Annotated in this window: 15 protein-coding genes; 3 read left to right on the forward strand and 12 right to left on the reverse strand. The window is 31.8% G+C overall.

The window, feature by feature from the left end; genetic code table 11:
- Positions 1–8: 8 nt before the first annotated feature.
- From FNB79_RS14750 to FNB79_RS14775, 6 genes are all read right to left on the reverse strand, one after another.
- Entirely contained in the window at positions 9–1,430 is a 1,422-nt protein-coding gene (locus tag FNB79_RS14750; protein ID WP_185967784.1) for an aryl-sulfate sulfotransferase, read from the reverse strand.
- 94 nt (positions 1,431–1,524) lie between these two features.
- Positions 1,525–2,985, reverse strand: coding sequence for a RagB/SusD family nutrient uptake outer membrane protein (locus FNB79_RS14755; protein ID WP_185967785.1), 1,461 nt, complete (start codon positions 2,983–2,985; stop codon positions 1,525–1,527).
- Positions 2,986–3,035: 50 nt separating this feature from the next.
- Positions 3,036–6,089, reverse strand: a complete 3,054-nt coding sequence (locus FNB79_RS14760) for a SusC/RagA family TonB-linked outer membrane protein (protein WP_143382088.1) — start codon at positions 6,087–6,089, stop codon at positions 3,036–3,038.
- A 300-nt stretch (positions 6,090–6,389) separates the two neighbouring features.
- Complete coding sequence (locus FNB79_RS14765; protein WP_143382089.1) at positions 6,390–7,535, reverse strand: N-acetylglucosamine-6-phosphate deacetylase; 1,146 nt, start codon at positions 7,533–7,535, stop codon at positions 6,390–6,392.
- 14 nt (positions 7,536–7,549) lie between these two features.
- Positions 7,550–9,013 carry a sodium:solute symporter family protein gene (locus FNB79_RS14770; RefSeq protein ID WP_143382090.1) on the reverse strand — a complete coding sequence of 488 codons (1,464 nt, stop codon included), beginning with the start codon at positions 9,011–9,013 and terminating at the stop codon, positions 7,550–7,552.
- Positions 9,014–9,066: 53 nt separating this feature from the next.
- Positions 9,067–9,795, reverse strand: coding sequence for a hypothetical protein (locus FNB79_RS14775; RefSeq protein ID WP_143382091.1), 729 nt, complete (start codon positions 9,793–9,795; stop codon positions 9,067–9,069).
- Positions 9,796–9,997: 202 nt separating this feature from the next.
- On the opposite strand from FNB79_RS14775, the gene FNB79_RS14780 reads away from it, so the two are divergent.
- The 3 genes from FNB79_RS14780 to FNB79_RS14790 all read left to right on the forward strand — a co-directional run bounded on the left by FNB79_RS14780 (position 9,998) and on the right by FNB79_RS14790 (position 16,692).
- Positions 9,998–10,750 (forward strand): glucosamine-6-phosphate deaminase, encoded by a 753-nt coding sequence (locus FNB79_RS14780; RefSeq protein ID WP_143382092.1) that lies wholly within the window; start codon positions 9,998–10,000, stop codon positions 10,748–10,750.
- 19 nt (positions 10,751–10,769) lie between these two features.
- Positions 10,770–12,332, forward strand: coding sequence for a family 20 glycosylhydrolase (locus tag FNB79_RS14785; RefSeq protein WP_143382093.1), 1,563 nt, complete (start codon positions 10,770–10,772; stop codon positions 12,330–12,332).
- Positions 12,333–12,636: 304 nt separating this feature from the next.
- Positions 12,637–16,692: a hybrid sensor histidine kinase/response regulator transcription factor gene (locus FNB79_RS14790; RefSeq protein ID WP_143382094.1), complete on the forward strand. Its 4,056-nt coding sequence runs from the start codon at positions 12,637–12,639 to the stop codon at positions 16,690–16,692.
- Positions 16,693–16,908: 216 nt separating this feature from the next.
- Here the strand turns inward: FNB79_RS14790 and FNB79_RS14795 are convergent, their stop codons facing one another.
- The 6 genes from FNB79_RS14795 to FNB79_RS14820 form a co-directional block, all read right to left on the reverse strand.
- Complete coding sequence (locus FNB79_RS14795) at positions 16,909–19,527, reverse strand: exo-rhamnogalacturonan lyase family protein (RefSeq protein WP_143382095.1); 2,619 nt, start codon at positions 19,525–19,527, stop codon at positions 16,909–16,911.
- 16 nt (positions 19,528–19,543) lie between these two features.
- On the reverse strand, positions 19,544–20,389 hold the full coding sequence (locus FNB79_RS14800) for an ROK family protein (protein WP_143382096.1): 846 nt from the start codon (positions 20,387–20,389) through the stop codon (positions 19,544–19,546).
- Positions 20,390–20,393: 4 nt separating this feature from the next.
- Positions 20,394–21,656: an MFS transporter gene (locus FNB79_RS14805; RefSeq protein ID WP_143382097.1), complete on the reverse strand. Its 1,263-nt coding sequence runs from the start codon at positions 21,654–21,656 to the stop codon at positions 20,394–20,396.
- Between the two features lie 43 nt (positions 21,657–21,699).
- Positions 21,700–22,578: a PIG-L deacetylase family protein gene (locus tag FNB79_RS14810; RefSeq protein WP_143382098.1), complete on the reverse strand. Its 879-nt coding sequence runs from the start codon at positions 22,576–22,578 to the stop codon at positions 21,700–21,702.
- Between the two features lie 10 nt (positions 22,579–22,588).
- A complete protein-coding gene (locus tag FNB79_RS14815; protein WP_143382099.1) occupies positions 22,589–23,467 on the reverse strand; it encodes a PIG-L deacetylase family protein in 879 nt (292 codons plus the stop codon).
- A gap of 87 nt (positions 23,468–23,554) precedes the next feature.
- Positions 23,555–24,949 carry a RagB/SusD family nutrient uptake outer membrane protein gene (locus tag FNB79_RS14820; protein WP_143382100.1) on the reverse strand — a complete coding sequence of 465 codons (1,395 nt, stop codon included), beginning with the start codon at positions 24,947–24,949 and terminating at the stop codon, positions 23,555–23,557.
- Between the last annotated feature and the right edge of the window lie 15 nt (positions 24,950–24,964).

Raw genomic sequence — 24,964 nt, forward strand, 5'->3', positions numbered from 1 at the left:
TAAGATAATTAATTAGCATAACTCGTATCGTACAACTCTTTTATGTATTGCACTCTATACGTAGAATATTCTAAAGGCATATTTCCTAGCTCTTTACCGCTCTTATTAGTAAACACAATTCGGTTTGTATTGGTGCTACAGAATACCACAAGACTGTCATTAATATACTCTGCACTTCCTTGAGAATGTGTAAAATATTTTTTTGGAAATAACACGATGTCTTTAGTTTTAACTTCCATATTTAGAGTATCTAACGAAAGTGTTAATAATCGGGATTGCGACTTAGCATTTATATCTAACATTTTAATTCTGTTAGACGCTTGTTTATAGCCAGGTTTAAACCTTAGATTACCATTATCGAGCAACACAAGTTCATTATCATTATTAATTCTTATGTTATGTTGTCCTGAAAACACAGCCTCTTCAGGCATTTTAAAATCGCTATCTATACCTCCGAGTTTCCAAATTAAATCGCCTGTTTTTCCGTTAATTTTCCAAACCTGACTAATGTTTCTAAAAGACACATAGTAATCGCCATGTTTATCTTTAAATAATGCATTAGCATGTAACCAATCTTTTTTACTATTAAGAATTGTTTCATCATCTAGAGGATTCATTACATCAAAAACAGACCATTCCCAAACCACTTCTTTTTTATGGTTTAATACAAGTATACCATCCCCCTTTATAGTATCAGTTTTAGTACCTCCTACAGAAGACAAATCCATTATTTTTTTATTATAGACCAAAGTCATAATGTCTCCATTTTCATCTAAATCTACTTCATGATGAAAGGACTGTTGAATGTTGTCTTTACCCGTTTCTATTTCTAGTATTGTGTTGCCAAACTTATCGTACTCAATAATTTTTTTTCCATTTGTAAAATGCAACGTATCGTTACTTAAAATGCCCAATAAAGTTTCTTTGTTAGTCCATTTAGACACCTTAAAATTATCTTCATTTTTATAGTACGATGCTAACTTTCCTTCGCCATTGGTTAAGAATAAATACCCTGGAATTTGTCTAGAATGAAAATGAAGGTAACCATCAAATTTAACATGAGATAGACTATCTTTATTTCTGTAATATGGTACCCATTGAATGTTTCTTGTAGTAGTAAAATTGTAAGTTTTACTTCGTCTTTCTAGAGATTTTTTCTGAACAACAACATTATACTTATAATCTGTATTCAGATTTACATCTACTAACATGAGGTGATGTAAATTAGAATTTCTGGATATAGGCGAATATGATATTACGGAGTCTGTTTGCGTTACATTTGTATAATTCCAATACTGTATGTAAGCATCTGCTCCCTCTGTAGTTTCAACATCAATTTTAATTTTAAGCGCATTATCTTTAACAGAATTAATTTCAATTACACCTATTTGTGGAGCAAATTTATTTGAAATTTGACTGCAGGAAGACATAATACTAAGAAGGCAAACACATAGAATTTTTCGCATATAAACTGATTGAAAAAATCTGGTCTAGTACACTTATAAAACTAGACCAAATCTTATTTTAGAAACTATTAGATGGATTTGGTTCCATATTTGGATTTAAATCCAATTCTGTACGTGGGATAGGCATTAATTTGTGGTCTTCAGTAACCGTAAGCGGATATCCTTGACTTTGAGCATATTGATTTAAAGTTGAAACAAAAACACCTTGTCTAATTAAATCGTCTTTTCGTTGCCCTTCGCCTGCTAACTCAATAGCTCGTTCTGCTAACACAGCCGTTCTAAAATCTTCTTGTGTTAATCCTTCGGATAAATTTGCCAATCCAGACCTATTTCTAACCTGATTAATAGCCTCATAAGCAGCGGTGGTTGGACCGTTTAATTCGTTCTCAATTTCTGCTTTTAATAAAAGTACATCTGCATAGCGTAAAACAGGTACACTCATTTTTGATATCCCATAATTTTGGTAAGCCACGTATCCCGTTCCTGGAGCTGTAACATCTCGATTATAACTTCCAAATTTTCTATTTATTGCAAATCCAAAATCGTCCATTGCACTTTTAATTGCTCCACCATATAGATATGGATACTCGTCAAAATACACCTCATTACGCTCATCTTCTGGCTCTATAGTATTGTATATATTTTCTGGTAACCCTACAGTTGCCCATCCCGTATCGTAGCCCCAAGGCGTAAAGAATTTTAAATGGTGATTAGAGGCCGTACTATAAGATTCGCCTAAAGACATAATTGAAAAAATAAATTCATCATCTAACACATTAGACTCATAAAATAGTTTTAAAAAATTGTCTTCTGTAAATAGGTTATATTCTCCTAAAGCAATTAACTTATCTATATTTTCTCCAGCTTCAGTCCATTTAAGTTGTCTTAGTTGTGTTTTAGCTAATAAGCCATACGCTGCACCTTTAGAAGCTTTACCTGGTGTATTTGATCTGCCTGGTAAATAGGTTGTAGCATATTCAAAATCTGATTCAATTTGTGCATATACAATTTCTAAATCTGTTCGTGCTAGTCCCACCTCATCAGACCTTGTGGGTTCTAATTTTAATGGTACTGCTCCAAATAACCCTGTAAGATCATAGTATGCTAATCCTCTTAAAAATTTAGCTTCGGCTATAAGCTCTTCTTTAGAAGTATCACTAAAAACACTGTCATCTATACCCTCTATCAAGTACACTGCCCAATTTGCTCTATCAATAACCGTATAAATACTTGCCCATAAATCTGCCACGATATCTTCATCTGTCCAATCGTAGGTTTCTAAATTTCTGTAGTTAGAATCATTTAGAACAAACACATCTGTAATACCATCTGTAGCTCTTGCTAATACTCCAGAGGCGTAATAATCCCAACCTCCGGCTAAAAATCCGTTATATATACCATCAATTAAAGCTACAGCATCACTTTCTGTACTAATACTGGTTTCAGACAATTGCCCTTTAAGTTCTTCTTCTAAATCATCACTACATGAAATTAATGCAACTATACATATAAAAAACATGTAATATATTTTAACCTTTAAAAATTTCTTTCCTATCATAATTTTTTGCTTTAAATTCCTACTTTAACTCCAAGTGTAAATGATTTTTGATACGGATACGAATACGCATCTAATCCAGCTTCTGTATTTAAATTTGTACTACTTGATCTAGTTGAGTTCACTTCCGGATCGAAGCCTGAGTAAGTATCCCAAGTAGCTAAGTTTGTACCTATTAAACTTAATTGAAGTGAAGCTAATCCTATCTTATCTAAAACTTCTCTACTAAAATCATACGATAAACTTACATTCTTAAGTCTAACATACGAGGCATCTTCAACAAAATAATCGTTTACCCATTGATCGCCTTGCCATAAATCTTGAGGCAATGTACCAGCTGTATTTTCTGGAGTCCAACGCTCTTTAGCAATATCTAATGTATTGTATTGGTATCCTATAACATTATTTCCGTTAAGCTTATCTATATCGAACACCCCGGTTAAAAAGACAGAAAGCGTAATGTTTTTATAACTAAATGTGTTACTAAAACCTAAGTTATATTTAGCATATCCATTACCTATTAATTCCTTGTCTTCCCCTGTTATTTGTCCGTCACCATTTAGGTCTGCAAATAAAGGATCTCCAGCCACTGCTGTAGGTTGTGTTTCAGAAGTTTCACCTTGTTGTAAAACACCTAAATATCTATATCCATAAATTGTACCTACAGGTAAACCTTCTTTTAATACAGAATACGAACCGCTTACATTACCATCTATTCTCGCTTCTTCTCCTGGTAAAAAATCTGTACCTTCAATTAAATCAAGATCTATAACTGTATTCTCGTTTTGAGAGAAATTTAAAGTTGAACTCCAACTAAATCCACTATTAAAAGTCTTATTGTAATTTAAACTAAGTTCATACCCTTTATTTTCTACTTCCCCTGAGTTGGTTAAAATAGATTCGATACCATTAGAAGGCGCTATAGTTTTATCTAACAATAAATTAGTTGTATTATTCTTATAATATCCTAATTCCATGGTTAAACTGTTATCAAAAAAACCAACCTCTAAAGCTAAATCGAATTTTTTAGTTTCTTCCCATTGTAAATCTTCATTACCTACTCTAGATGAAATTGTTCCTATAGATAAAGTAGATCCATCTGTAGTTACTGATGCAGATGGAGAAAATGTACTTTGTCCAAGTCCAACTCCAAATCTGTCATTACCCGTTATACCAATACTTGTTCTTAATTTTAATTGTGAAATAAAATTACTGTTAAAAAAATCTTCGTTATGTACATTCCAAGCTACAGCTCCTGCTGGAAAATTCCCCCATTTATTCCCTTCTCCAAATTTTGAAGATCCATCTCTTCTATAAGTTAAGGTAAGTAAGTATCTATCGTCGTATATATAATTAACCCGCGCTAAATAAGAAGCTAATTCACTTTCTGCAATGTAAGATGATGGTGTTAAAATTGTAGCTCCACTTTGTAAGCTATAATAGCCTAAAGCATCTGTAGTAAAATCACTTGATCCTGCCGAGAAATATTCTTCACTACTCCATTCATGCGAATATCCTGCAACTGCATTTATACTATGCTTACCTATTAATTTATCATAAGACAGTAAATTTGAATATGTATAATATTTATATAATAAATGACTTTGTGTTGCAGAACCCGGTTCTAAAGAAGACGCAACTAGACTTGAATAAGAAGGTAAAAACTGACTTATTTTTTGATTTACGATTCTCGCACCACCTTGAGTTTTAAAGGTAAAATCTTTTAAAATTGTAGCTTCTAAAAAGGCATTCGCTAACATAAAATAATTGGTTCCGCTATTATCCATAATTTCTAAAGTTTCTAAAGGATCTGTAGGAGAAGAATTACCAAATATTAATGCTTTATCTTCAACAGACAATTCATCATATACGTCGTAAGTAGGAGTTAAAGGACTTGTTTGAAAAATCCCTCTTAATATATTGTCTTGTAACGAACTTGCAGAAAACCCTAAAAAATCACTTTCTGTTGCAGAAAATGATGTATTAACACCAACTTTAATTCTATCGTCTAATAAATCTTGATCTGCATTTAAACGTAAGTTATAACGATCAAACGAAGTGTTTTTAACTACACCATCCCAAGAGTACGCTCCCAAACTAAAAAACATTTTAGTATCATCGTTTCCTCCACTTACGGCTAGTTGATGATCTGATGTATACCCTGTTCTGAATGCTTCATCTAACCAATTTGTTTGTAAACCTAGCTCTTCAATTCTTGCAATGGCTTCATCTGTATATGATGGTGAAATTCCATTAGAAATATCAATCTGATTTTGAAGTAATGCATAGTCTGCGGAATCTATAAAATCATAAGCATCAATATCTGCATTCTGAATTGAAAAACTTCCTGTATAGATAATAGAAGATTTACCTTGTTTACCACGTTTTGTAGTTATAATTACAACACCATTTGCACCTCGCGTTCCATAAATAGCAGTTGCAGATGCATCTTTTAAAATACTTACGCTTTCTATGTCTGCTGGATTTATACTGTTAGATAATGATTCCATCGGAAAGCCATCTACCACATATAACGGATTGTTATTACTGTTTACAGAATTATTACCTCTAATTCTAACCAACATATCTGCTCCAGGTTCTGCACTTGTTGTAGATATCTGGACTCCCGAAGCACGACCTTGTATTAAATTCTCGACTCCCACAGCAGGTCCTTGATTAAAATCATCTTCATTAATTACGGAAACAGACCCTGTTAAGTCTTCTTTTCTTACACTACCATATCCAATAATAACGGTTTCTTCTAATTCACTAATATTAGATTCTAGAACAACTTTTAGAGTTGTTTGTGTACTAATTTTAACTTCCTTAGTAGTATACCCTAAAAAAGAAAACACTAAAACATTTCCTGGCGATGCGTTTATAGAAAAATTACCATCAAAATCTGAAGCAACTCCTTTTGCTGTTCCTTTTATTGTAATTGTGGCTCCAGCTAACGGAGTTCCTTCTGTGTCGACTAATGTGCCTTCTATATTTTTTTCTTGAGCCTGAACAGGAATAACTAGCCCAAATAACAGCAGACATATCATTTTAAATAATGTTTTTTTCATATACAAGTTTTACGATTAAAGATTAATAATTCACAATACACTATTAAGCACTCAATAAGTGATTGTGGTCTTACAATATTATGATATTACCATATAAAAAGGGGGTAATTATTCGGCAAAATACAACGACATATCAATAACAACCCGCATAACACCTACAAAAATTCAATATTTTAAGAATTACCCTGTGTTTTTATTATTTTATGATCTATTTGCTATAATTAAAAAATTATATTTGAGTAAAGACATAGTAAACACTGCGTTTTAAGTCAATATTTAGAAAGAAAAATCCAAGATGTATTATTTAGAATACACAACTGTTCCGGATTTAACAGTTTGAACAATCTCGATGACATCATTATTAAATTTAAACAGTACTAAATCTGCTTGATGCCCAACTTTTAAACCATTTGAATTCGTTGTATTTATTAATTCTGAAGGTTTAACAGATCCCATATCCCAAGATTCTTGTAAGGAAACTATATTCTTTTTAACCAATTGGTTAACACCCCACAATAAAGATTGTGCAGAACCGGCTAGCAAATTAGGTTTATCTTTTAAGTGTAACTTTCCATTTTTATTTAAAAAGACTTCTCCTCCGATATGTGCTGTATAACTTCCGCTAGGAAGACCAGCGAAAGATGTAGCATCGCTAATTAAAATCGTTTTAAAAGGTTTTGTTTTGATAAAAATTTTTAAAAGTGCATCTGGAATATGAAAGCCATCTGCAATTACTGTGGTCCATAATACCTCTGAAGCGAGTTGCTCAAAAATATAATTTTGATGCCTTGGTAACATGGCATGAGAACCATTACCCAAATGCGTAGACATGGTCGCTCCTGCTTGAATTGCATTATTAATTTGCTCGGGAGTTGCCGATGTATGCCCAATAGAAACGATAACACCCGAGGCCACACATTGTTTAATAAAATGGATAGCTTCTGGCCATTCTGGAGAAATAGTAATAATTTTAATCTTACCATTAGCTGTGTTTTGCCATTGAGAAAACAACTCCCAATTTGGTGCTTGAATATACTGTATATCATGTGCTCCCCTTGGTCCATCTGCTTTAGATAAAAAAGGACCTTCAAGATGTATACCACCTATACTTGCATTTACTTCTGGATATATTTTACAAGCATGGACAATACGTTTTAATAAAGTATGTATAGCTTCATTAGAATTTGTTATTACTGTAGGTAAAAAAGTTGTCACCCCTTTTTCAAATAAAAAGTGAGTTAATCTTTTAATATCTAAACTAGTAAAACCTTCTGTATTTAAATCAATACCGTTAAAACCATTTAATTGAAGGTCTATTAATCCTGGAGCGATAAAACAGTCATAATCAAAACACGCTTCATCAGCAATTATACTACTTATAATATTGTTTTTTACTTCAACTTTTATTGGCTTATGCGTGTTATAATCTAAACCTTTGAATATCATATGTGAGTATAGTTTTACTTTAAGTTAGTAAATAATAATTTTGCTTTTTTAGACATACGTTCTTTATGTATTATACCTAATCCTATAAAAAGCAATAAAGAAGCCAAAATAGAACCTCCCATTTCTAGAGCTAAGGAGTCATGATTAATAATTTTTAACAGTATAAAGACACTTAACCCACCTATTATAGAAACAATAGCTGCAATACTACCACTGTGTTTAAAAACAGGAAGCAACCCAAGTATAACGGGTATAGAAATCGGACCAAGAAGTGCGGCAAACCAGGTTACAATTAAACCAAATATACCTCCAAACTTACTTGCATTTAAAGCAACAACAATAGTTAATAATGTAAAACAAAATGTAGTTGCTCTTGCTAGTTTTAGTTCGTTTTTACGTGATAAATTTTTAAATTTTTTAGACACATTAGGTAAAATATCTCTACAAATTACTGAGGATACTGTATTAGAATCTGAAGCTGTCATAGACAATGTATTGGCAAACATAGATGCCAGCACTAAACCTAATAAACCTGTTGGTAAAAATCTTTTAGCCATTATTCCATAAGATAAAGTGGGATCTGAAAGATTTTCTAAAAACAACGGCGCAGCGAACATAGGATAAAGTAAAATTAATGGCCAAATTAGATATAATATAGCAGATAACACACCTGCTTTTTTAGCAACAGTAGCCGATGAAGAAGAAATAAAACGTGTTGCCAAATTCCATGTTCCACCGCTATAACTAAAGAAATTAATTAATAGCATTGCAAAAGCAAAACTTATAGTATAAGGGTCATTAAAAAAATGAGAATGTTCTTCTGGTAGTTTATCCCACATTGTAATAATACTTTTTAAACCATCATTAGTATTAGAAATAATTATTACAAACATGGTTATACCTGCTATAATTTGTACAATAAACTGAGAAAAGTCGTTCCAAACATCTGCCCATAATCCACCAATGGTAATATATATAAGAGACACAACCCCCACTAATAAAACTCCCAACGTTATAGATGTACCGCTAAACACGTTTAATAATACAGCTATTGCTGCCAACTTTCCTCCAGTGTCAAACACTTTAATAATAGTCCCTACCCATGCAATAATTTGTTGTGTTGTTAAATTGTAACGAATTAATAAGTACTCTGTTGGAGATTGTATGTTTGCTATTTGTCTTAATTCTGCCCATTTTGGCGCGATAAAAAACGCAGCTACTAAAGTGGCTATAGAAACTGTAAATGCCCACCAGACATATAATGTAAATCCATGTGTGTAAGCAATACCTGCATAAGCCACAAAAACAGCTCCGCTATAGCCAGAGACATGGTGAGAAACACCAGATAACCACCAAGGTAATTTACCTCCAGCGGTATAAAAATCAGCTGAATTTTTGACTTTGGTATAAGCCCAAACTCCTACCGCTAATAGTATTAAAAAATATATTGAAAGTACAATCCAATCTAGAATTTGCATAGTCATTAGTTATTTTAGTTATACTTCTTATCCTTTAAATTAAAACCTGATTTTTAATATGCTTTAAAGGTTACATAATCAAAAAGTCCGTAATTATCCTGCTTTGGAATATGGTCGCCTATAAATTCTAAATTTTCTACACTACAAAAAATATAAAAATCTATGCCTTGACCATAGTTAAGTTGAAGTTGAGCTAGTTGAATTCCATCTACTCTCCAAAAAGCCTGATACTTACTATCTATTAATTTTAATTCTAAAGTCACAGTATACCAAGCTTGTTTTTTAATAGGTTTTATAATAGACTGAAAAGGGTGTGCTTGAGATGTCATATATACTAAAACCTCATCTGCATTGGCGTTTGCTTTAGTTCTAGCACTTTCAGAACCGTATCCAATTTCAAAATCTAATTCATGAGCATCATCAGCATATATAAAAGCCCCTATACTTGCTTGGTCTCCAACGCCTAATTCGGGCACATATAATCGCCAAATATATTCCCCCTGATTATATATTTTTGCTTCAGTTTTAATTTTTGGTCTATCCCTTGTATTAGCTCTTGTATACATTTTCAAAACCCCATCTTTAACACTATAGTTTTTTTTACCATTAAGGTTTTGCGAACCATCTTCCCAACCTTCCAAAGTATCAAATGTCCATGTTTTAAGGTTTAATTTTGGTTCTGAAATCACTTCTTCTAGATTAGCACATCCTAGAAAATTAAAAACACAACACAGCAATACTATTGTTTTTGTAGGTGAGTAAGAGCTAAAAGGTATTTTCATTTATATTATAATTTAGGTATTGAATAAAGTAATAAAGAATAGAAAATCCATACCCGTAACTTTTTCGGCAAAATACCGTTACATATTCGTATGACACTCATTATATGCAAAATATAGAATTTAAACACTCATATTCTTTGAGAAATTTATCTATTTTTGAGAGAGACACCTATAATAAACATGTTTCATTAATATTCTGAATATGCCAAATAACACACAAAATATTAATATTTATAAGGATAAAGAGGCCACAGGAATTGCTGCCGGTCAAGCTATCGAAGACCGTATTGTTAAACTTCAAAAAACTCAAGATATAGTAAGAATTATTTTTGCTGCGGCACCATCTCAAGATAGCATGTTAAACTATTTAACAGCATCTACATTAATTGACTGGAATAGAATTACTGCATTTAATATGGACGAATATATAGGTTTGCCTCCAAAGTCTAATCAGTTATTTGCATCTTACCTTGAGCGAAATTTATTTTCGAAAGTGGAGATTCAAGAAAAAAATCTTATACAGGCTAACACTAACATTTCAGAAGAATTAATAAGATATTCTAAATTGGTACAAAAAGAAACTATAGACATTGTATGCCTAGGCATAGGTGAAAATGGCCATATTGCTTTTAACGACCCACCAGTTGCCGATTTTAATGATTCTGAAATTATAAAAGTTGTAATATTAGACGATAAATGTCGTAACCAACAAGTTAACGATGGGTGTTTTGAAACTATTGATGACGTACCCCAAAAAGCCATTACGCTAACCATACCTACACTTTTAAATGCAAAATATTTATACTGTGTTGTCCTTGGCATAAACAAAAGTGATGCCGTTAAAAACACCATAACAGGACCTATTACAACTTCTTGTCCTGCCTCAATACTTCGCACACATGCCTATTGTAATTTCTATTTTGACCAAGAAGCATATAGTAAGATAGACAATTAATTAAAACAGAAAACCTTATATGAAACCTAAACACATCTTCCGTATTTTACTTTTTACAGTCCTTTTTTGTTTTCAATTTAATCTATCCGCACAAAATAATACTCAGATTACTACTTTTAATGAGTTTAACATTAAAGGGTTTCATTTAGATTTAAGGATTCAGGTCATGACACCTAAAGCGCTTCAGGAATTTGCAGACACTCTATCTTCGTTTGGTATTAATACACTAGTTTTAGAATGGGAAGGCACTTTCCCTTTCGAAAAACACGCCACTATATCTAATGAATTCTCTTATACTAAAGACGAAATAACATCTTTTATTGCACACTGTAAAAGCATTGGCATACAAGTTATTCCGCTACAACAAACTTTAGGTCATGTAGAGTATATTCTACGCCATCCTAGATATACTAATTTAAAAGAAGATAAAAAAGACATCTCTCAGTTGTGCCCAATGGAGGTACTAGATAACAGAGCCCTATTTACAAGTCTATTTACAGAATTGGCTTCTATGCACGATTCTGATTACATACATATTGGTGGAGATGAAACTAATTTATTAGGACATTGTGAAAAGTGTAAAGCAAAAGTCTCTGAAGAAAGTACATCTAAACTTTTTGTAGACCACATGAAAATGATAACCAATATCGTTATTAGTTTGGGTAAAAAGCCTGTTATGTGGGCAGACATTATTTTAAAACATCCAGAAGCTGCACATGAGCTACCTAAAGAAACCATTTTTATAGACTGGAATTATGGATGGAAAATCAATTATTTTGGAGATATTCCTAATTTACAGCACATGGGATTCACCTTTTGGGGGGCTCCTGCCATACGTTCTCATCCAGATAATTGGTATGTAACAGACTGGACTACTCATTTTAACAATCAGAGAGATTTTATACCTTATGCAAGACAATCAGATTATAAAGGCATTATAATGACTTCTTGGTCTACCACTGGACTTTATGGTTTTACATGGGATGTAGGTTATGATGTTATGGATATGGTACAAATTAGAAACACATATCCCTTATCTGGATTTAGAATTTTAATAGCCAGTTATGCAGAGGCTTTATCCACAAAAACCCCTATAAATCCCGAAACTTTTGTATTAAAATATGGTAAAGATAGGTTTGGATTAAGCACAGAGGAGGCTCATACTTTATGGCAATTTTTATCTCAAAAACCAGAACTAGTTGCTAACGGAAAACTGCTTGATGCAGCTTACATCGCTAAAACCAAAGCAGCATATAATATTGCTAAATCTAAACTACTTAAAATTGAACCGTTAAAAAATGAGTCTGAATTCAATCATTTAAAATTAATGGCAGAATTTAGAATACAGTACTTAAACTTTAAAGAGGTAGAAGCTGCGTATAATGCAGAAACATATAGACCTTCTCAAAACCCAGAACTAGTAAAGCAATTAGATAAAATTCTTGAAAAAGCTAAAACACTAGATAAAAAGTTTATAGCTTTAAATAAAGATTTTCTTTACGATGCAGAGTTAAACGAACAAAATGCAATTCGAGTACAAGCAGTAAAAGGATTACGAGATAGACTTACAAAATTAAAATAAGCCTAGTTACATTTTAAACTTTGGCATTATAACCTTAAAACATAGGTTCAGTTTTTATGACATAAAATAGATATAATTTGTAATCTTATTTGTGTTTAGCTCCAATAAATCGTAAACATGAATTAACATACTAAAAAACATACACTTAAAACATTTAAAATTATTTTTATAATTTAAAGATTTCATGCGCAGTTCCAGTTGAATGAATAAATGGAACTCATGTTTTAAAAAAAGTTAGTTAAGTTTGTATATTACAGGCATACTAAGTACTATTTTAACACTATAAAATGTTTTTTCACATAACATGAAGCAAAAAGTCCTTTTATTAATAGTTTTTAGTGTGTTTTTTAATGTTTTAATTGGACAGAATGATATTTCATTTTTACACATTTCTCCTAAAACAGAAAATGGATATCGTACCATAAAAAACACCATTCAAGATTCTTTGGGTTATGTATGGATGTCTCAATCTAACGGCCTCATGAAGTATGATGGCTACGATTACGTTTTTCACTCTATAGATTCCATTTTTAATACCACAGATATAGACGATGAAATTAAGACCATTAATCTAGACCCTAAAAGCAATTTACTTGTACTATCAAAAAAGGGGTTACTCGCTAAACGCGAAAAAAACGGAAGCTACACACAATTAAACACCCGGTTATCAGACAAAAAAGCAACGTTATTAATAAATAATTTCTTTGTAATAAATTCAAAAATCTGGGTTATCGATTTTTCAAATACAATTCACATTCTTAACTCAGATACTTTTAAAATTGAACACACACAGTTAATACCGCAGCAAAATTTAAATGGAAGTGCGATTATTGATTTAATAACATTATCTGAAAACGATTTTTTTATTACAACCAATAAAGGACAACTGTTTAGGTGTACACAACAAAATATTACTGAAATTAAAGGCGATTACAATCACCATCCTGGAATAATGTATTTAACATTATCTGGGACTAATAATTTATGGATTGGTACCAAATACATGGGGTTATTTAAATATAACCTTACCAATAATGAAATTAAAAAATATTCATATTATAAAGATTGTATAGATATTTTAGAAAAAGATATGATTTTATCTTTATTTAAAGATAGCGACGGTATAATTTGGGCTGGTTCAGACGGAGAAGGATTATACAGAATTAATCCTGTTACTGAAGATATTAAACTCTACAGGCATACCTCTTTAAACAAATCGTCTTTAAGTGCTAATTCTATTATCCATATAAATGAAGATTCAGACAAAAACTTATGGATTATTTCAAATTATGGAGACATTAATATTCTAGTAAAAAGTAATAATAAAATTTTTCATCACAACGGTTTAAAAGGTAATATCTCTGCCCGTGTACTTTCTATACTAAAAGATTCTAATAACAACATTTGGATAGGAACCGATGGTAAAGGCCTAACTAAAAAGAATTTAACAACAGGAAAAGAAAAACAATTTTTAACCATAAACAACTCTCTAGAAGGCTTTTACATACAAACCATTACCGAAGACAACAATAATAATATATGGATTGGAACATACAAAAATGGTCTTTGGTTTTATGATTCTAAAACAGATGAAGCAAAAAAAATATCTTTATCTAGTACTTATGGCAAGGAACCAACAGATGTACTAACAACATTTAAAGATAGTAAAGGACGTATTTGGGTTGCATCAGATGTTTGTGTGTTTATTTTTAATGCAAATAAAGAACAAATTGCAACTTTTAAATTTGGCGAACATCATTTAAAAGGTGAATTAATAAGATGTATAGTAGAAGATGCCGAAGGTAAAATTTGGCTAGGAGTTGATAATGGTGGACTATTTATTTTTAATGAAGCTGAAAATTTAAAATCTTCTGAATTTGAAAATATCCAATACGGTAATAAAAAGAAATATAACTCTATTGTATCTATGGCTTACGATGGAGATAAAAAAATATGGCTTATCGATTTAGAAGGTCAAATTTACTTTATTAACGTTCATGATAAAACATTCGAAAAATTTATTGATTATAAATCTTTAGATGGCACAGATTTTCACACCGTTTTATTAGAAGACAAAGATAATTTGTGGTTAGGCTCTAATAATGGCTTATGGAATATAGATTTAAATCAAGATAGTAGTATAAGGTATACTAAAGCCGATGGATTTTTTAGTGATTATTACACACAAAGAAGTGCTTTTAAAGATGCGTCAGGCATGCTTTTCTTTGGTGGTTTAAATGGCTTAGATGGATTTTACCCAAGTGAAATAACTAAAACCAAAATACACACTAAACTTAATATAAATGCTATAGAAATCCTTAATAAACCTGCATCTCTAATTATTCCTGAACAAATTAATAATGGTGTAGAACATATTACCCAATTAAAATTAAAAGACAATCAATCTTCTTTTCTTTTTAAATTTTCTGCAATTGGAAACATTTTAAACAATAATTATCTGTATGCTTATAGATTAAAAGGATTTAATGATGAATGGAAAATCACTAAAGATCCGCGTATAGCCAGCTATACAAACATCCCTTATGGAAATTATACTTTTGAAGTTAAAGCCACTTCAACCAATGGAAACTGGGATATTCCTTTAAAATCTATTGCTATTGCTATTGCGCCACCAATTTGGATGCACCCAATAGCTTTTATAATTTACCTACTCCTTCTCTTTCTGCTTCTTTACGGTATTTATAAATGGTATTATTTAAAGAAAAACCTACTTCTTCAAAAAGTTAAAAATGAAGAAGAAGCAAATAGTTATTACGAAAAAATGAACTTCTTTTCTAAAATGTCTCATGAAATTCAGACGCCTTTAACTTTAATAATGGGACCTGCAGAAGAAATCATTAAACAAACCCAAACAGAAAACGACCCAATCTTAAATCAACGCTTAAAAGTTATATATAATAACGCAAAGAGACTTTCCAGAATAACCAATACGCTTACTACTATAAGAAATAAAGAAATAGGACAATTAAAATTAAAGGTTACAGAACACGATATTATTAAAAAAATAAAAAAGATTTCGGATTCGTTTAGAGAAGAAGCACGATTTAAAAAGATAGATTTTGAGTTAGATAATTTTCAGAACACATACCAATTGTGGTTTGATAACGAATTAGTTGAACACATTATTTACAATTTATTATCTAATGCGTTTAAATACACTCCAGTAGAAGGGCGTATCTGTATTAAAACAACTTTAGATACCAAAGCAGAATACATAAACATTTCAATTATAGATTCTGGATATGGCATATCTAAAAAAGAATATAACGACATTTTTAAACTCTTCTACCGGTCTAAACATACGGTATTTAGTAAAGGTATGGGAATTGGGTTAGCCTTTGTAAAAGAATTAGTAAGTCTACATAAAGGAGAAATACATGTAAAATCTAAACTTAATAAAGGCACAACTTTTACAGTATCCTTACCTATAAATAAAGATATATATTCTGAAACAGAACGGGCAGAACTAATAAATACCAACCCCGAACACACCATAGTTGATGTTTCTGCATTGCATAAAATAACATATAAAACTAGCGAGAATAAAGCTTCCATTCTTATCGTTGAAGATAATTTTGAAATGCTTCATTTCTTATTAGAAGTCTTCAATGCAAATTATAATGTATATGGAGCATATAATGGTGAAGAAGGATTAAAAATGATTAAAGATTTCTTACCAGATATTATAATTTCAGATATATCTATGCCTAATATGGATGGTTTAGAAATGTGCAAAATTTTACAACAAGACAGAGATGTTTCTCATATCCCACTAATATTTTTAACCGCTAAAAATCCAACAGGTTACAAACTTAAAGGGCTAAAATACGGAGCAATAGAGTTTATGAGAAAACCTTTTGATATTAAAGAATTGCAGCTAAAGGTTCACAACATCTTGGTTCAAAACAAAAAAATATATACTAAAGCAAACCTTAAACATTTAAGTGCTCCAGAGGCTACAGTAGAAAAAACTAAAGACGATGAATTTATTGAAAAATTAATAGCCTTATTAAATGCTAATTTAGATAATCCTGAGTTTAAACTTGAAAGCCTGTCTGATTCTATGAATATGAGCTATTCAAACATTTACAGAAAATGCCAAAAATTAACAGACAAAACTATAGTAGATTTATTACGATTATTACGTTTAAAACGTGCTGCTGTTTTAATTGTAAAAAATAAACTCAATATTTCTGAAGCTTGTTTTGCTGTTGGTTTTAACGACCCTAGATATTTTTCAAAATGTTTTAAGGCACAATTTAAACTAACCCCATCAGAATTTAAAAAACAAGCTAAGAAAAGTAATACAGATACATTTTTAGAGCAATACGGACTATAAATTAAAAATAAACACTAACAAAAATCTATCTTAAAGTAATTTAACATTAAAAATAGTTCTTTATATATTTTCAAACTAAATAAAATCAACAAAGACCTACAATATTTTGCAAGCCTTTATCTAACTAAAGTAAGATTTGAGAGTTATAAAGTCTTAACTCTTCTAATCTTAAACAACTAACACAAACCAAATGTGTCTAAATATGAAATTATAAATTTATTTTGATTTTTCTGGTTCTAAATTGTCTAACCAATATAACAGATACGGAATATTGTTTGCATGTGTCCATCCAAAAACTCTTAAACCTTGGTTTAAATCCCAAATTGCAATTCGTCCTTTATCATCTTCTGGTAATCTAGATACTTCTAATAATGCTTCACTATACGCTTTTTGGGTTGTGTTTTTATCGATCTTAATTGGAAGATCAGACACTTTTATAATTTCTGCTCTTTTCTTTGCTTCTGCTAAGAAAGATGGATTTCCGCTTAAATCGTAACCTATTAACAACGGATAAATTGTAGCTAGGTAGGATTCCATTTGATGGTTTAAAGGCGGTATATTTTTCACCCATCTGGCATGATCTATTAAGGCTTTTTTAACTTCCTCACTACCTGTTAATTGGTAATATTTATATAACCCTTGAGCTACATATGTTTGAGAATATCCATAACGGTCTAATAACAAATTACCTCCTTGTACTTTTTGTAATTCTAACATTAATTTTACTCGTTCATCAATCTCTATTTTATATTTTTCAAGCTTCGTAGCATCATATAATTCTACTAAATTAAGCACAGATAAATATAATCTTCGTCCTCTTAAATCATGATCTCCCCAAATTCTATTTAAATAGGTATCTCCGGTCATCTTAGCAACTTCTAGAGCTCTCTGATCTCCTGTAATATAATATGAAGCAATCCAACCTTGAATCCAAACATGTGCACTTAATAGAGCCGACCAATGTTCGTCCCCATGCCTACGTCCAATTCCTAAATACGGTGTAGATTCTGGTTCATTCTCGTAATTCCAAAAATCAATAGCATCATTAATTTCTCCTACATACGTTCGCTTTTTGGGCCAATGAATATTATCAACATCCATAGTGTGTTTACTCATAGCTTGCGCCATTTTGTAATACTTCGGATCTCCTGTTCTCATAAAATTAGTCCATAGACTAAAATCAACTGTAGGCTCGTTATTGGTCCACATATGCCAATCGTCTTTAAAATAGTATGTTTTTATGTCTCCATAATCAAAAATACTATACCAAGATTCCCATTCTTGATTAAAAGCGATCCAATCGTACTTATACTGTAATGCATTTTCAAATTCTGGATGCTCGACACTAAAAGGAGCCATTTTTCCATATACTAAAGACGATGTATACCACTCTGGACTTGCATGAGCTACAGGTGGATCTAGAGCGTAATCCATAGTTAACTCTATGTTTTCAATACTTTCTGAAGTATGGAAATAATAAATAAACTCTGTTGTTTTAGTAATTCCTGCCGCAAAATTATCTAACATACCTCCATCTAAATCTGTGTTTTTTCTTTCAAAACTCATAGCTCCCACACTAGATGGCCATATATACGCATTTATAGTTCCTGTTTTGGGATCTATTTCTAACTCTTTAGGATATTCTTCAAGCACGTTTTTTATACCTACACTTATCCCTTTAGATTTATCTGAAACATCTACCCAACCTTTAGCACGTTGCGCTTTAGCAAGATTATCTTTCCCTTTAAATACCATAGCATTAAAACCAACTTCTCTTTGTGTTGCGGTAGATTGTTTACTGCTTTTATTAAATTTAGGTCCTGTTTGTAACACACCCGTTTTTTTGTTTGATAATGGTTCTTTATAAATATCGTAAGCAATACTCGTATCTGAACGCATGTCTTGATTTGTAGAAGTTGCAAATTGCACTTCCTTGTCTAGATGGTATTTAAAAGTTAATCCGCATCCCGAAATCTGATCATTTGGTTGCATCCATCCTTTATCATCTGTTGTATCTTCAGAAACAATAAATTCACTTTGAGTGGCAATATTACTATGCTCTCCTTTTTGTATTTTATGTTTATCAGGAACACCGGTATAAGTTAAGGTATGCAATACTTTAATGTACTTTTTTCCTGCATAAGCATGAATTCTCATAGAGAACGGAGAATCATTATTATCATCTTCATTGTATTTATAAGTACCTTCTACTCTAAATACAGTATGTAATGGTCCAGAACCAATTTCTCTAAACACTTCGTTTACGGTAGCTTTAGATAAATCTATTCCTGAGTCGTCTAAAATATCTAGAAAAGTACCTCTAGAATCTTCAGGAGCAGATGCAATTAATTCATCACTAGAATATTTCTTATCGTTGTTTTTATCAATAAAAACCTCATCTAAAAACCCGTGACCTTGTTTATTAATATTAAATTGTAATGCACCTGTGTTAACAGTTATACCTCCTTGAGGCCTCATATTATTTACAGATACAATTTTACGCTCTGCTTCCATAGGATAAATATCATCTCCATATTCCAATGTATAATCTGTATTTTCATCAGAGAAAAAGAATACCCAAACCCACTTAATACTACCGTCTGCAGGTTCCCAAGTTGTAACTTCTGTTGTCTGACATACTATTTCTTTACCTTTACTATTTAATAATCTTACATGGTCTATAGAAAAGAGTTCGCCTTTAGGAAATGGAATTCCTAATGTTATTGGTGCTCCCGTTTTATTATTTTCAATTTTAATCGGGATTTGTTTATTTATTTCAGCCGTACAACTCACTGCAATAAACATTACTAATAAAAAGAGTATTTTATTTCTCATGATTTTATTTATGTTTTTATTTATTTTGAAGACACAAAGAGGCTGCTCCTAACAAAGCAGAACCTTTAGTTTTTGAAACGTCTATAATTAAATTTTCTATTTGTTTTTGATAAGCATAACCAGTTAAAATATTAAACATGCTTTCTTTAAAAAACGGAAAAGCTTTACTTATTGAACCTCCTAAAATTATTTTATCTGGGGCATACATATACAAAATGCTTTTTATAGCTTCTCCTAAATGCTTACCATATTCGTTAAAAACATTTAAAGCTTTCTCGTCTCCTTTTTCTGCTTTTTCAGCAAGACTTTTGGCAGTTTCATTATAATAATCTGTAAAGAAAAAACTACCTGTATAATGTTCTACAATTCCATCTTTATAAGATAACATACCTATCTCTCCAGCGCCACATAATACACCATTATAAAGTGTATTATTAATAACAATTCCCATTCCTAAACCCGTACCTAAAGACAAGCCTATAAAAGAATTAGAACTCTTATTTTTTCCGTACATAAACTCTCCTAGAGCAAAACAATTGGCATCATTATTTATAAATACTGGAAGATTAAATTCTAGCTCTAAAAGCAGTTTTAAGTTTACTTCTTTCCATCCTTTTATATTTTGAACATCATAAACAATCCCTTTTACAGGATCTACAACTGCAGGCACTCCTACACCAATACCAACAACTCGAGTCGTTAAATTTTCATGTATTAATTGATATAAGCTCTGCAATGTTTCTTCTTTAGAAGCATCTTTATTAATAAGAATAGTATCTTCTTTTTTTATTAAATTATTCTGAATTACTCCCAGGTTTATTGTAGTCCCTCCAATATCAACTCCCAAATATTCTTCTTCCATAATTCTAACTTTCTTTTTTTAGACTAATGGTTTTATTTGTTACTAATGGGTTTGCCCAAAATCCAATAGACAGAATAAATAATAACGGAATCATTAAGAAAAACATACCAGCTTTAAGGCTAACAAGTTCACCAATCCAACCTACAATAAAGGGCACAATAGCACCACCAGCAATACCTGTACATAAAATTCCTGATAGAGATCCATGGTGATTTTTTACTGAATTAAGTGCTAATGAGAATATAATAGACCACATAACTGAAATAAAAAAGCCTACTAAAGGAAAGGCTATTAAAGCCACTTGAGAAGTCCCTGTTACTGCAACTATAATTGTCATTATAGTTATAAAAGTGGCGTAGATTAATAATTTTCTACTATCCATAACTTTAAGTAAAAGTAGACCTAAAAGGCAACCTATAGTAAGCATAGCCCAAAAATAGGCTACAGTATCTGCTCCAAGAACTTGCGGATCTATACCGTGGTATTCATATAAAAATTGAGAAATCCAATTTCCTATTCCTTGTTCTGTACCTACATAACAGAAAATACCCAAAAAGTACAATAGTGTCCATTTATTTTTTAAAAGACTTAGGTAAGAACTGCGATCTCCAGCTTTTTCATCTTCATTTTTATGAATTTTAGGATACTTCACAAAAAAGACAATAAACAACATGATTAAAGCTATTAATGCAAACACAAAATAAAGAGACACCCACGGTAAATTATCAGGAACAAATCCTCTTAATACACTTGCAATAGTATCTGAATCGGTACCATTTGCACTAACCAAATACTTATATAAATATGGACTTGCAAAAGAAGCCAATCCAAAAACCAGTTGTGCTAACACCGAATTAAATGCAAAATGTTCTTCACCACCAGCTACGCGTAACATGGGATTAATAACAACCTGCAAAACGGCCATACAACTTCCTAAGCTAAAAAGTGTAATTGTAAATGTGATGTAGCTTGGATTAAATGTAAAACCCCAAGAAGCCAACATCATAACAAAAAAGGAAATAATTAATAGTGTTTTGTCCCCGTATTTTTCAGCTAAAAATCCGGCAGGAATAGACATAACTCCATAGGCTATAAAAAATGAAAAAGGTAACAATCCTGTTAAGGTTAAACTTAAATCAAAACTCTGTTTTACATCAACTATAATCGAGTTTAAAATATTGGTTATAAATGAAATCACAAAGAAAACCAGCATTACCAATATAATTATATGATAATATTTCTTTGCTGTAGTATTTTGGTTACTCATATTAGGTCTTTAATTAGGTTAGGTATTAACTCATGATTTCCTATTATTTTAACATAGGGAAATAGTATTTTATTTCTTCGTCTGTTGGTTGTTTTCCATACTCACAAATCTCAAAAAACTCAACATATTTCACTTTTGATGTATCTGTTTTTGGATACCATTTTTTCAAAGATTCCTTACCAGCTTCATCCAACTTCGTTTCTTTTAAGTAGGTTTTATTTACCCAATCTAATCGTTCTTTTTTTCCTGTAGGGATATCACTTTCTGTCATTCCCATTAACCATGGCATCCACTCAAAAACTTGAGACTCATGAGACGCAAAGGCTTTTTCCTTCTTATCCATAACTCCATCTATAATTACGGCAATGTCTTTTGAAAACGGATATGGTTTTTGAAATCCATCTTGCATGTATAAGAAAATAGGATTCTTCTCTAAAGCGGGTGTATCTGGAGTAACATTTGGCACAATCACTAAATAAGCTGCATCTTGTACCACAACACCTGCATTTCTATGATCTGGATGATAATCATTAGGACGTAATCCTAAAACAATATCTGCATCCCATTCTCTAATTTTTCTAATCACTTGGTGTCTTACATTTAAGGTTGGAATAAGTTCTGCATCATGATTATCAAGTACATCGTATTCTATACCTAAAGCCTCACCTGCTTTTTTAGCTTCAGCTCTTCTTCTTTTTCCTAAGACTCCCCCACCCATACTTTGGTGTCCTGCGTCTCCATTTGTAAGTGCCAAAAACTTTACTTTATGACCTAATTGCGCATACATTGCTGCGGTGCCACCAAATTTCATATCGCAATCGTCTGGATGTGCACCAATCGCAATAATTTTTAACGGTTTCTCTTGTGCAATAGCATTGAAGCCAATCACTGCCATAACTATTATAAATGTTAATTTTTTCATACCTATATTTTTAGTTGTTTAACATTGGAAAAAGTTGTTTTATTTCTTCATCTGTTGGTTGTTTACCGTATTCACAGATCTCAAAAGCCTCTGCATATTTTGCTGCATTTGCTTGAGTTGGGCCATACCATTTGGTTAACGACTCTCTTACTTTTGGAGAAATAGATCTGCCCCATATTTTAGTAAGAAATGCTCTTCTTTCTTTTTCTCCTTTTGGCACTATATCAAGTTTACCTTCTGTCCAAGGCAGCCATTCGTAGAATTGAGATTTATGCGCATCTAAACCATCCATTTTTGTTTCGAAGACACTTGAAATATCTACTGCGATATCTGCTTTGAATTCGTTTGGCTTTTGAAAGTGATCCTCTAGATATAAGAATACTGGATTCTTCTTTAAAGCAGATGTATCTGGTGTAACATTTGGAACGATAACTAAATATGCAGCATCTTGCACTAACACACCTGTATATCTATGATCTGGGTGATAATCTACAGGCCTATGAGTTAGTACAACATCTGCATTCCAATTTCTAATTTCTCTAATTATCTGATGTCTAACATCAATTGTAGGAAAAAGTTCGCCATCATGATTGTCTAAAACGGTGTATTCTATTCCTAATCGTTTTCCTGATTCTTGAGCTTCACTTCGTCTTATTTTTGCAAGATGACCACCACCTTTTGCATAATGACCGGCATCTCCATTGGTTACAGAAACAAACTTAACGTGATGTCCCATTTTTGCGAACAAAGCTGCTGTTCCTCCCATTTTGTTATCACAATCGTCGGGATGAGCACCAAAAACAATAATATTTAGTGGTGTAGTTGCTTCTTGTGCAGTGACATTTAAACTAAAAATTAGGCACAAGGAAATCATACTTTGAATAAACATGTTTTTCAAAATCTTATATTTTTAAATTCGTAAACTATTATTTGATTTAACCACCATTGTTATTATGGTGGTTAAATAGAGCTCTATTTAATTGGAATTTTGCACAAAGTTTGTGTTAATATCCATTTCTCTTTGAGGTATAAAGAACAAATCTCTTACGCTTGAAGCAGAAATAAATGATTCTGCTGCACTCACTTTTTCTGCAGCCACTCCAAAACGTTTTAAATCTGGCCATCTATGATTTTCAAAAGCAAGTTCTAGTTGTCTTTCTTCTAAAAGTTTCTCTTCAAAAGTCCCCGGAGTTGTAGTACTAATTGGTCCTAAACCTGCACGATCTCTAACTTGATTAATTAAACTATAAGCTTCATCAGATTCTCCTAATGCTTCAGCAAGCATTAATAAAACATCTGCATATCTAAAAACCATAAAGTTTATATCTGAATCGTATTCTGTTGGGGGATCACTTTCATATTTTCTAACATAATTTGCATCTATAGTTTCTCCTGTAGCATTTATATAGGTAGTTCCCATAGAGGACAAAAATCTTTTATCTCCTTCTAAATACGATGTTTCCATTTCTGATGTAGGTCTGTTTCTTCCATATCCTGATCCCGTTTGTAAAAATGCACTTGGAGAAAAATCGTTTGTAAAGGCACTTCCCTGTCCTATTCCACCTCCCATATATTCAACTTCAAAAATAGATTCTTCATTATGCTCGTTAGTTGCTCCCCATAAATCGGAATAATCTTCTACTAAACTATAACCATAGCTGGTTTGTATTCTTCTTAATACTGTTGTTGCTTCAGATTTCTGATTTGTAGTTAATAACACTTTAGCTAATAATGTTGCCGCTGCACCTTTAGTAGCCCGACCTAAATCGCTGGCTCCATAAGAAATGCTTAAGTTTGCTTCAGCTGTTGTTAAATCTAAAATCAATTGGCTATATACTGTTGAGGCATCAACTTGTGTTAACTCATCTCCTGTTGTAAAAGGTTCTAATTGCAACGGTATGTTACCATAAGCAACTGCTAAATGATAATACATTAAAGATCTTAGAAATAAAGCTTCCCCTATAATTCTTGTTTTAATAGACTCAGTCATTTCTATTCCTTCAATTCTAGATAAAATAACATTGCAGTTAGCTATTACCGAGTAAGATCCTGTCCATGCTGCGGTAACTTGCTCGTTTAAGGCATCTTCTGTAAAAGCATTTATTTCGGTAAATTGTCTTGCTAAACCTGTACCATCTGCACCTTGATCTGTATTATCTCCTCTCATTTCGAACATGGTCCAATAGGCACGTCCGTAAACTCCATCGTCTTGCAGACCTGCATAACTCGCATTTATTGCTGAAACAAAATCATTTTCTGTAGTATAGAAATCAGCTTCATTTCTATTAGAAATTGGTGCTAAATCTGTAAAATCGTCACTACAAGCGTTTAGTGTAATTAGGGCTATAAGGCATATATATTTTTTTTTCATATTGCGTTGTTTTTA

It is taken from the genome of Formosa sediminum (assembly GCF_007197735.1).
GTDB lineage: Bacteria > Bacteroidota > Bacteroidia > Flavobacteriales > Flavobacteriaceae > Formosa > Formosa sediminum.

Coding starts and splice junctions, on each gene's coding strand:
- FNB79_RS14750 (WP_185967784.1), bottom strand. CDS start 1,430: ATGTCTTCCTGCAGTCAAATTTCAAATAAATTTGCTCCACAAATAGGT.
- FNB79_RS14755 (WP_185967785.1), bottom strand. CDS start 2,985: ATGTTTTTTATATGTATAGTTGCATTAATTTCATGTAGTGATGATTTA.
- FNB79_RS14760 (WP_143382088.1), bottom strand. CDS start 6,089: ATGAAAAAAACATTATTTAAAATGATATGTCTGCTGTTATTTGGGCTA.
- FNB79_RS14765 (WP_143382089.1), bottom strand. CDS start 7,535: ATGATATTCAAAGGTTTAGATTATAACACGCATAAGCCAATAAAAGTT.
- FNB79_RS14770 (WP_143382090.1), bottom strand. CDS start 9,013: ATGCAAATTCTAGATTGGATTGTACTTTCAATATATTTTTTAATACTA.
- FNB79_RS14775 (WP_143382091.1), bottom strand. CDS start 9,795: ATGAAAATACCTTTTAGCTCTTACTCACCTACAAAAACAATAGTATTG.
- FNB79_RS14780 (WP_143382092.1), top strand. CDS start 9,998: ATGCCAAATAACACACAAAATATTAATATTTATAAGGATAAAGAGGCC.
- FNB79_RS14785 (WP_143382093.1), top strand. CDS start 10,770: ATGAAACCTAAACACATCTTCCGTATTTTACTTTTTACAGTCCTTTTT.
- FNB79_RS14790 (WP_143382094.1), top strand. CDS start 12,637: ATGAAGCAAAAAGTCCTTTTATTAATAGTTTTTAGTGTGTTTTTTAAT.
- FNB79_RS14795 (WP_143382095.1), bottom strand. CDS start 19,527: ATGAGAAATAAAATACTCTTTTTATTAGTAATGTTTATTGCAGTGAGT.
- FNB79_RS14800 (WP_143382096.1), bottom strand. CDS start 20,389: ATGGAAGAAGAATATTTGGGAGTTGATATTGGAGGGACTACAATAAAC.
- FNB79_RS14805 (WP_143382097.1), bottom strand. CDS start 21,656: ATGAGTAACCAAAATACTACAGCAAAGAAATATTATCATATAATTATA.
- FNB79_RS14810 (WP_143382098.1), bottom strand. CDS start 22,578: ATGAAAAAATTAACATTTATAATAGTTATGGCAGTGATTGGCTTCAAT.
- FNB79_RS14815 (WP_143382099.1), bottom strand. CDS start 23,467: ATGTTTATTCAAAGTATGATTTCCTTGTGCCTAATTTTTAGTTTAAAT.
- FNB79_RS14820 (WP_143382100.1), bottom strand. CDS start 24,949: ATGAAAAAAAAATATATATGCCTTATAGCCCTAATTACACTAAACGCT.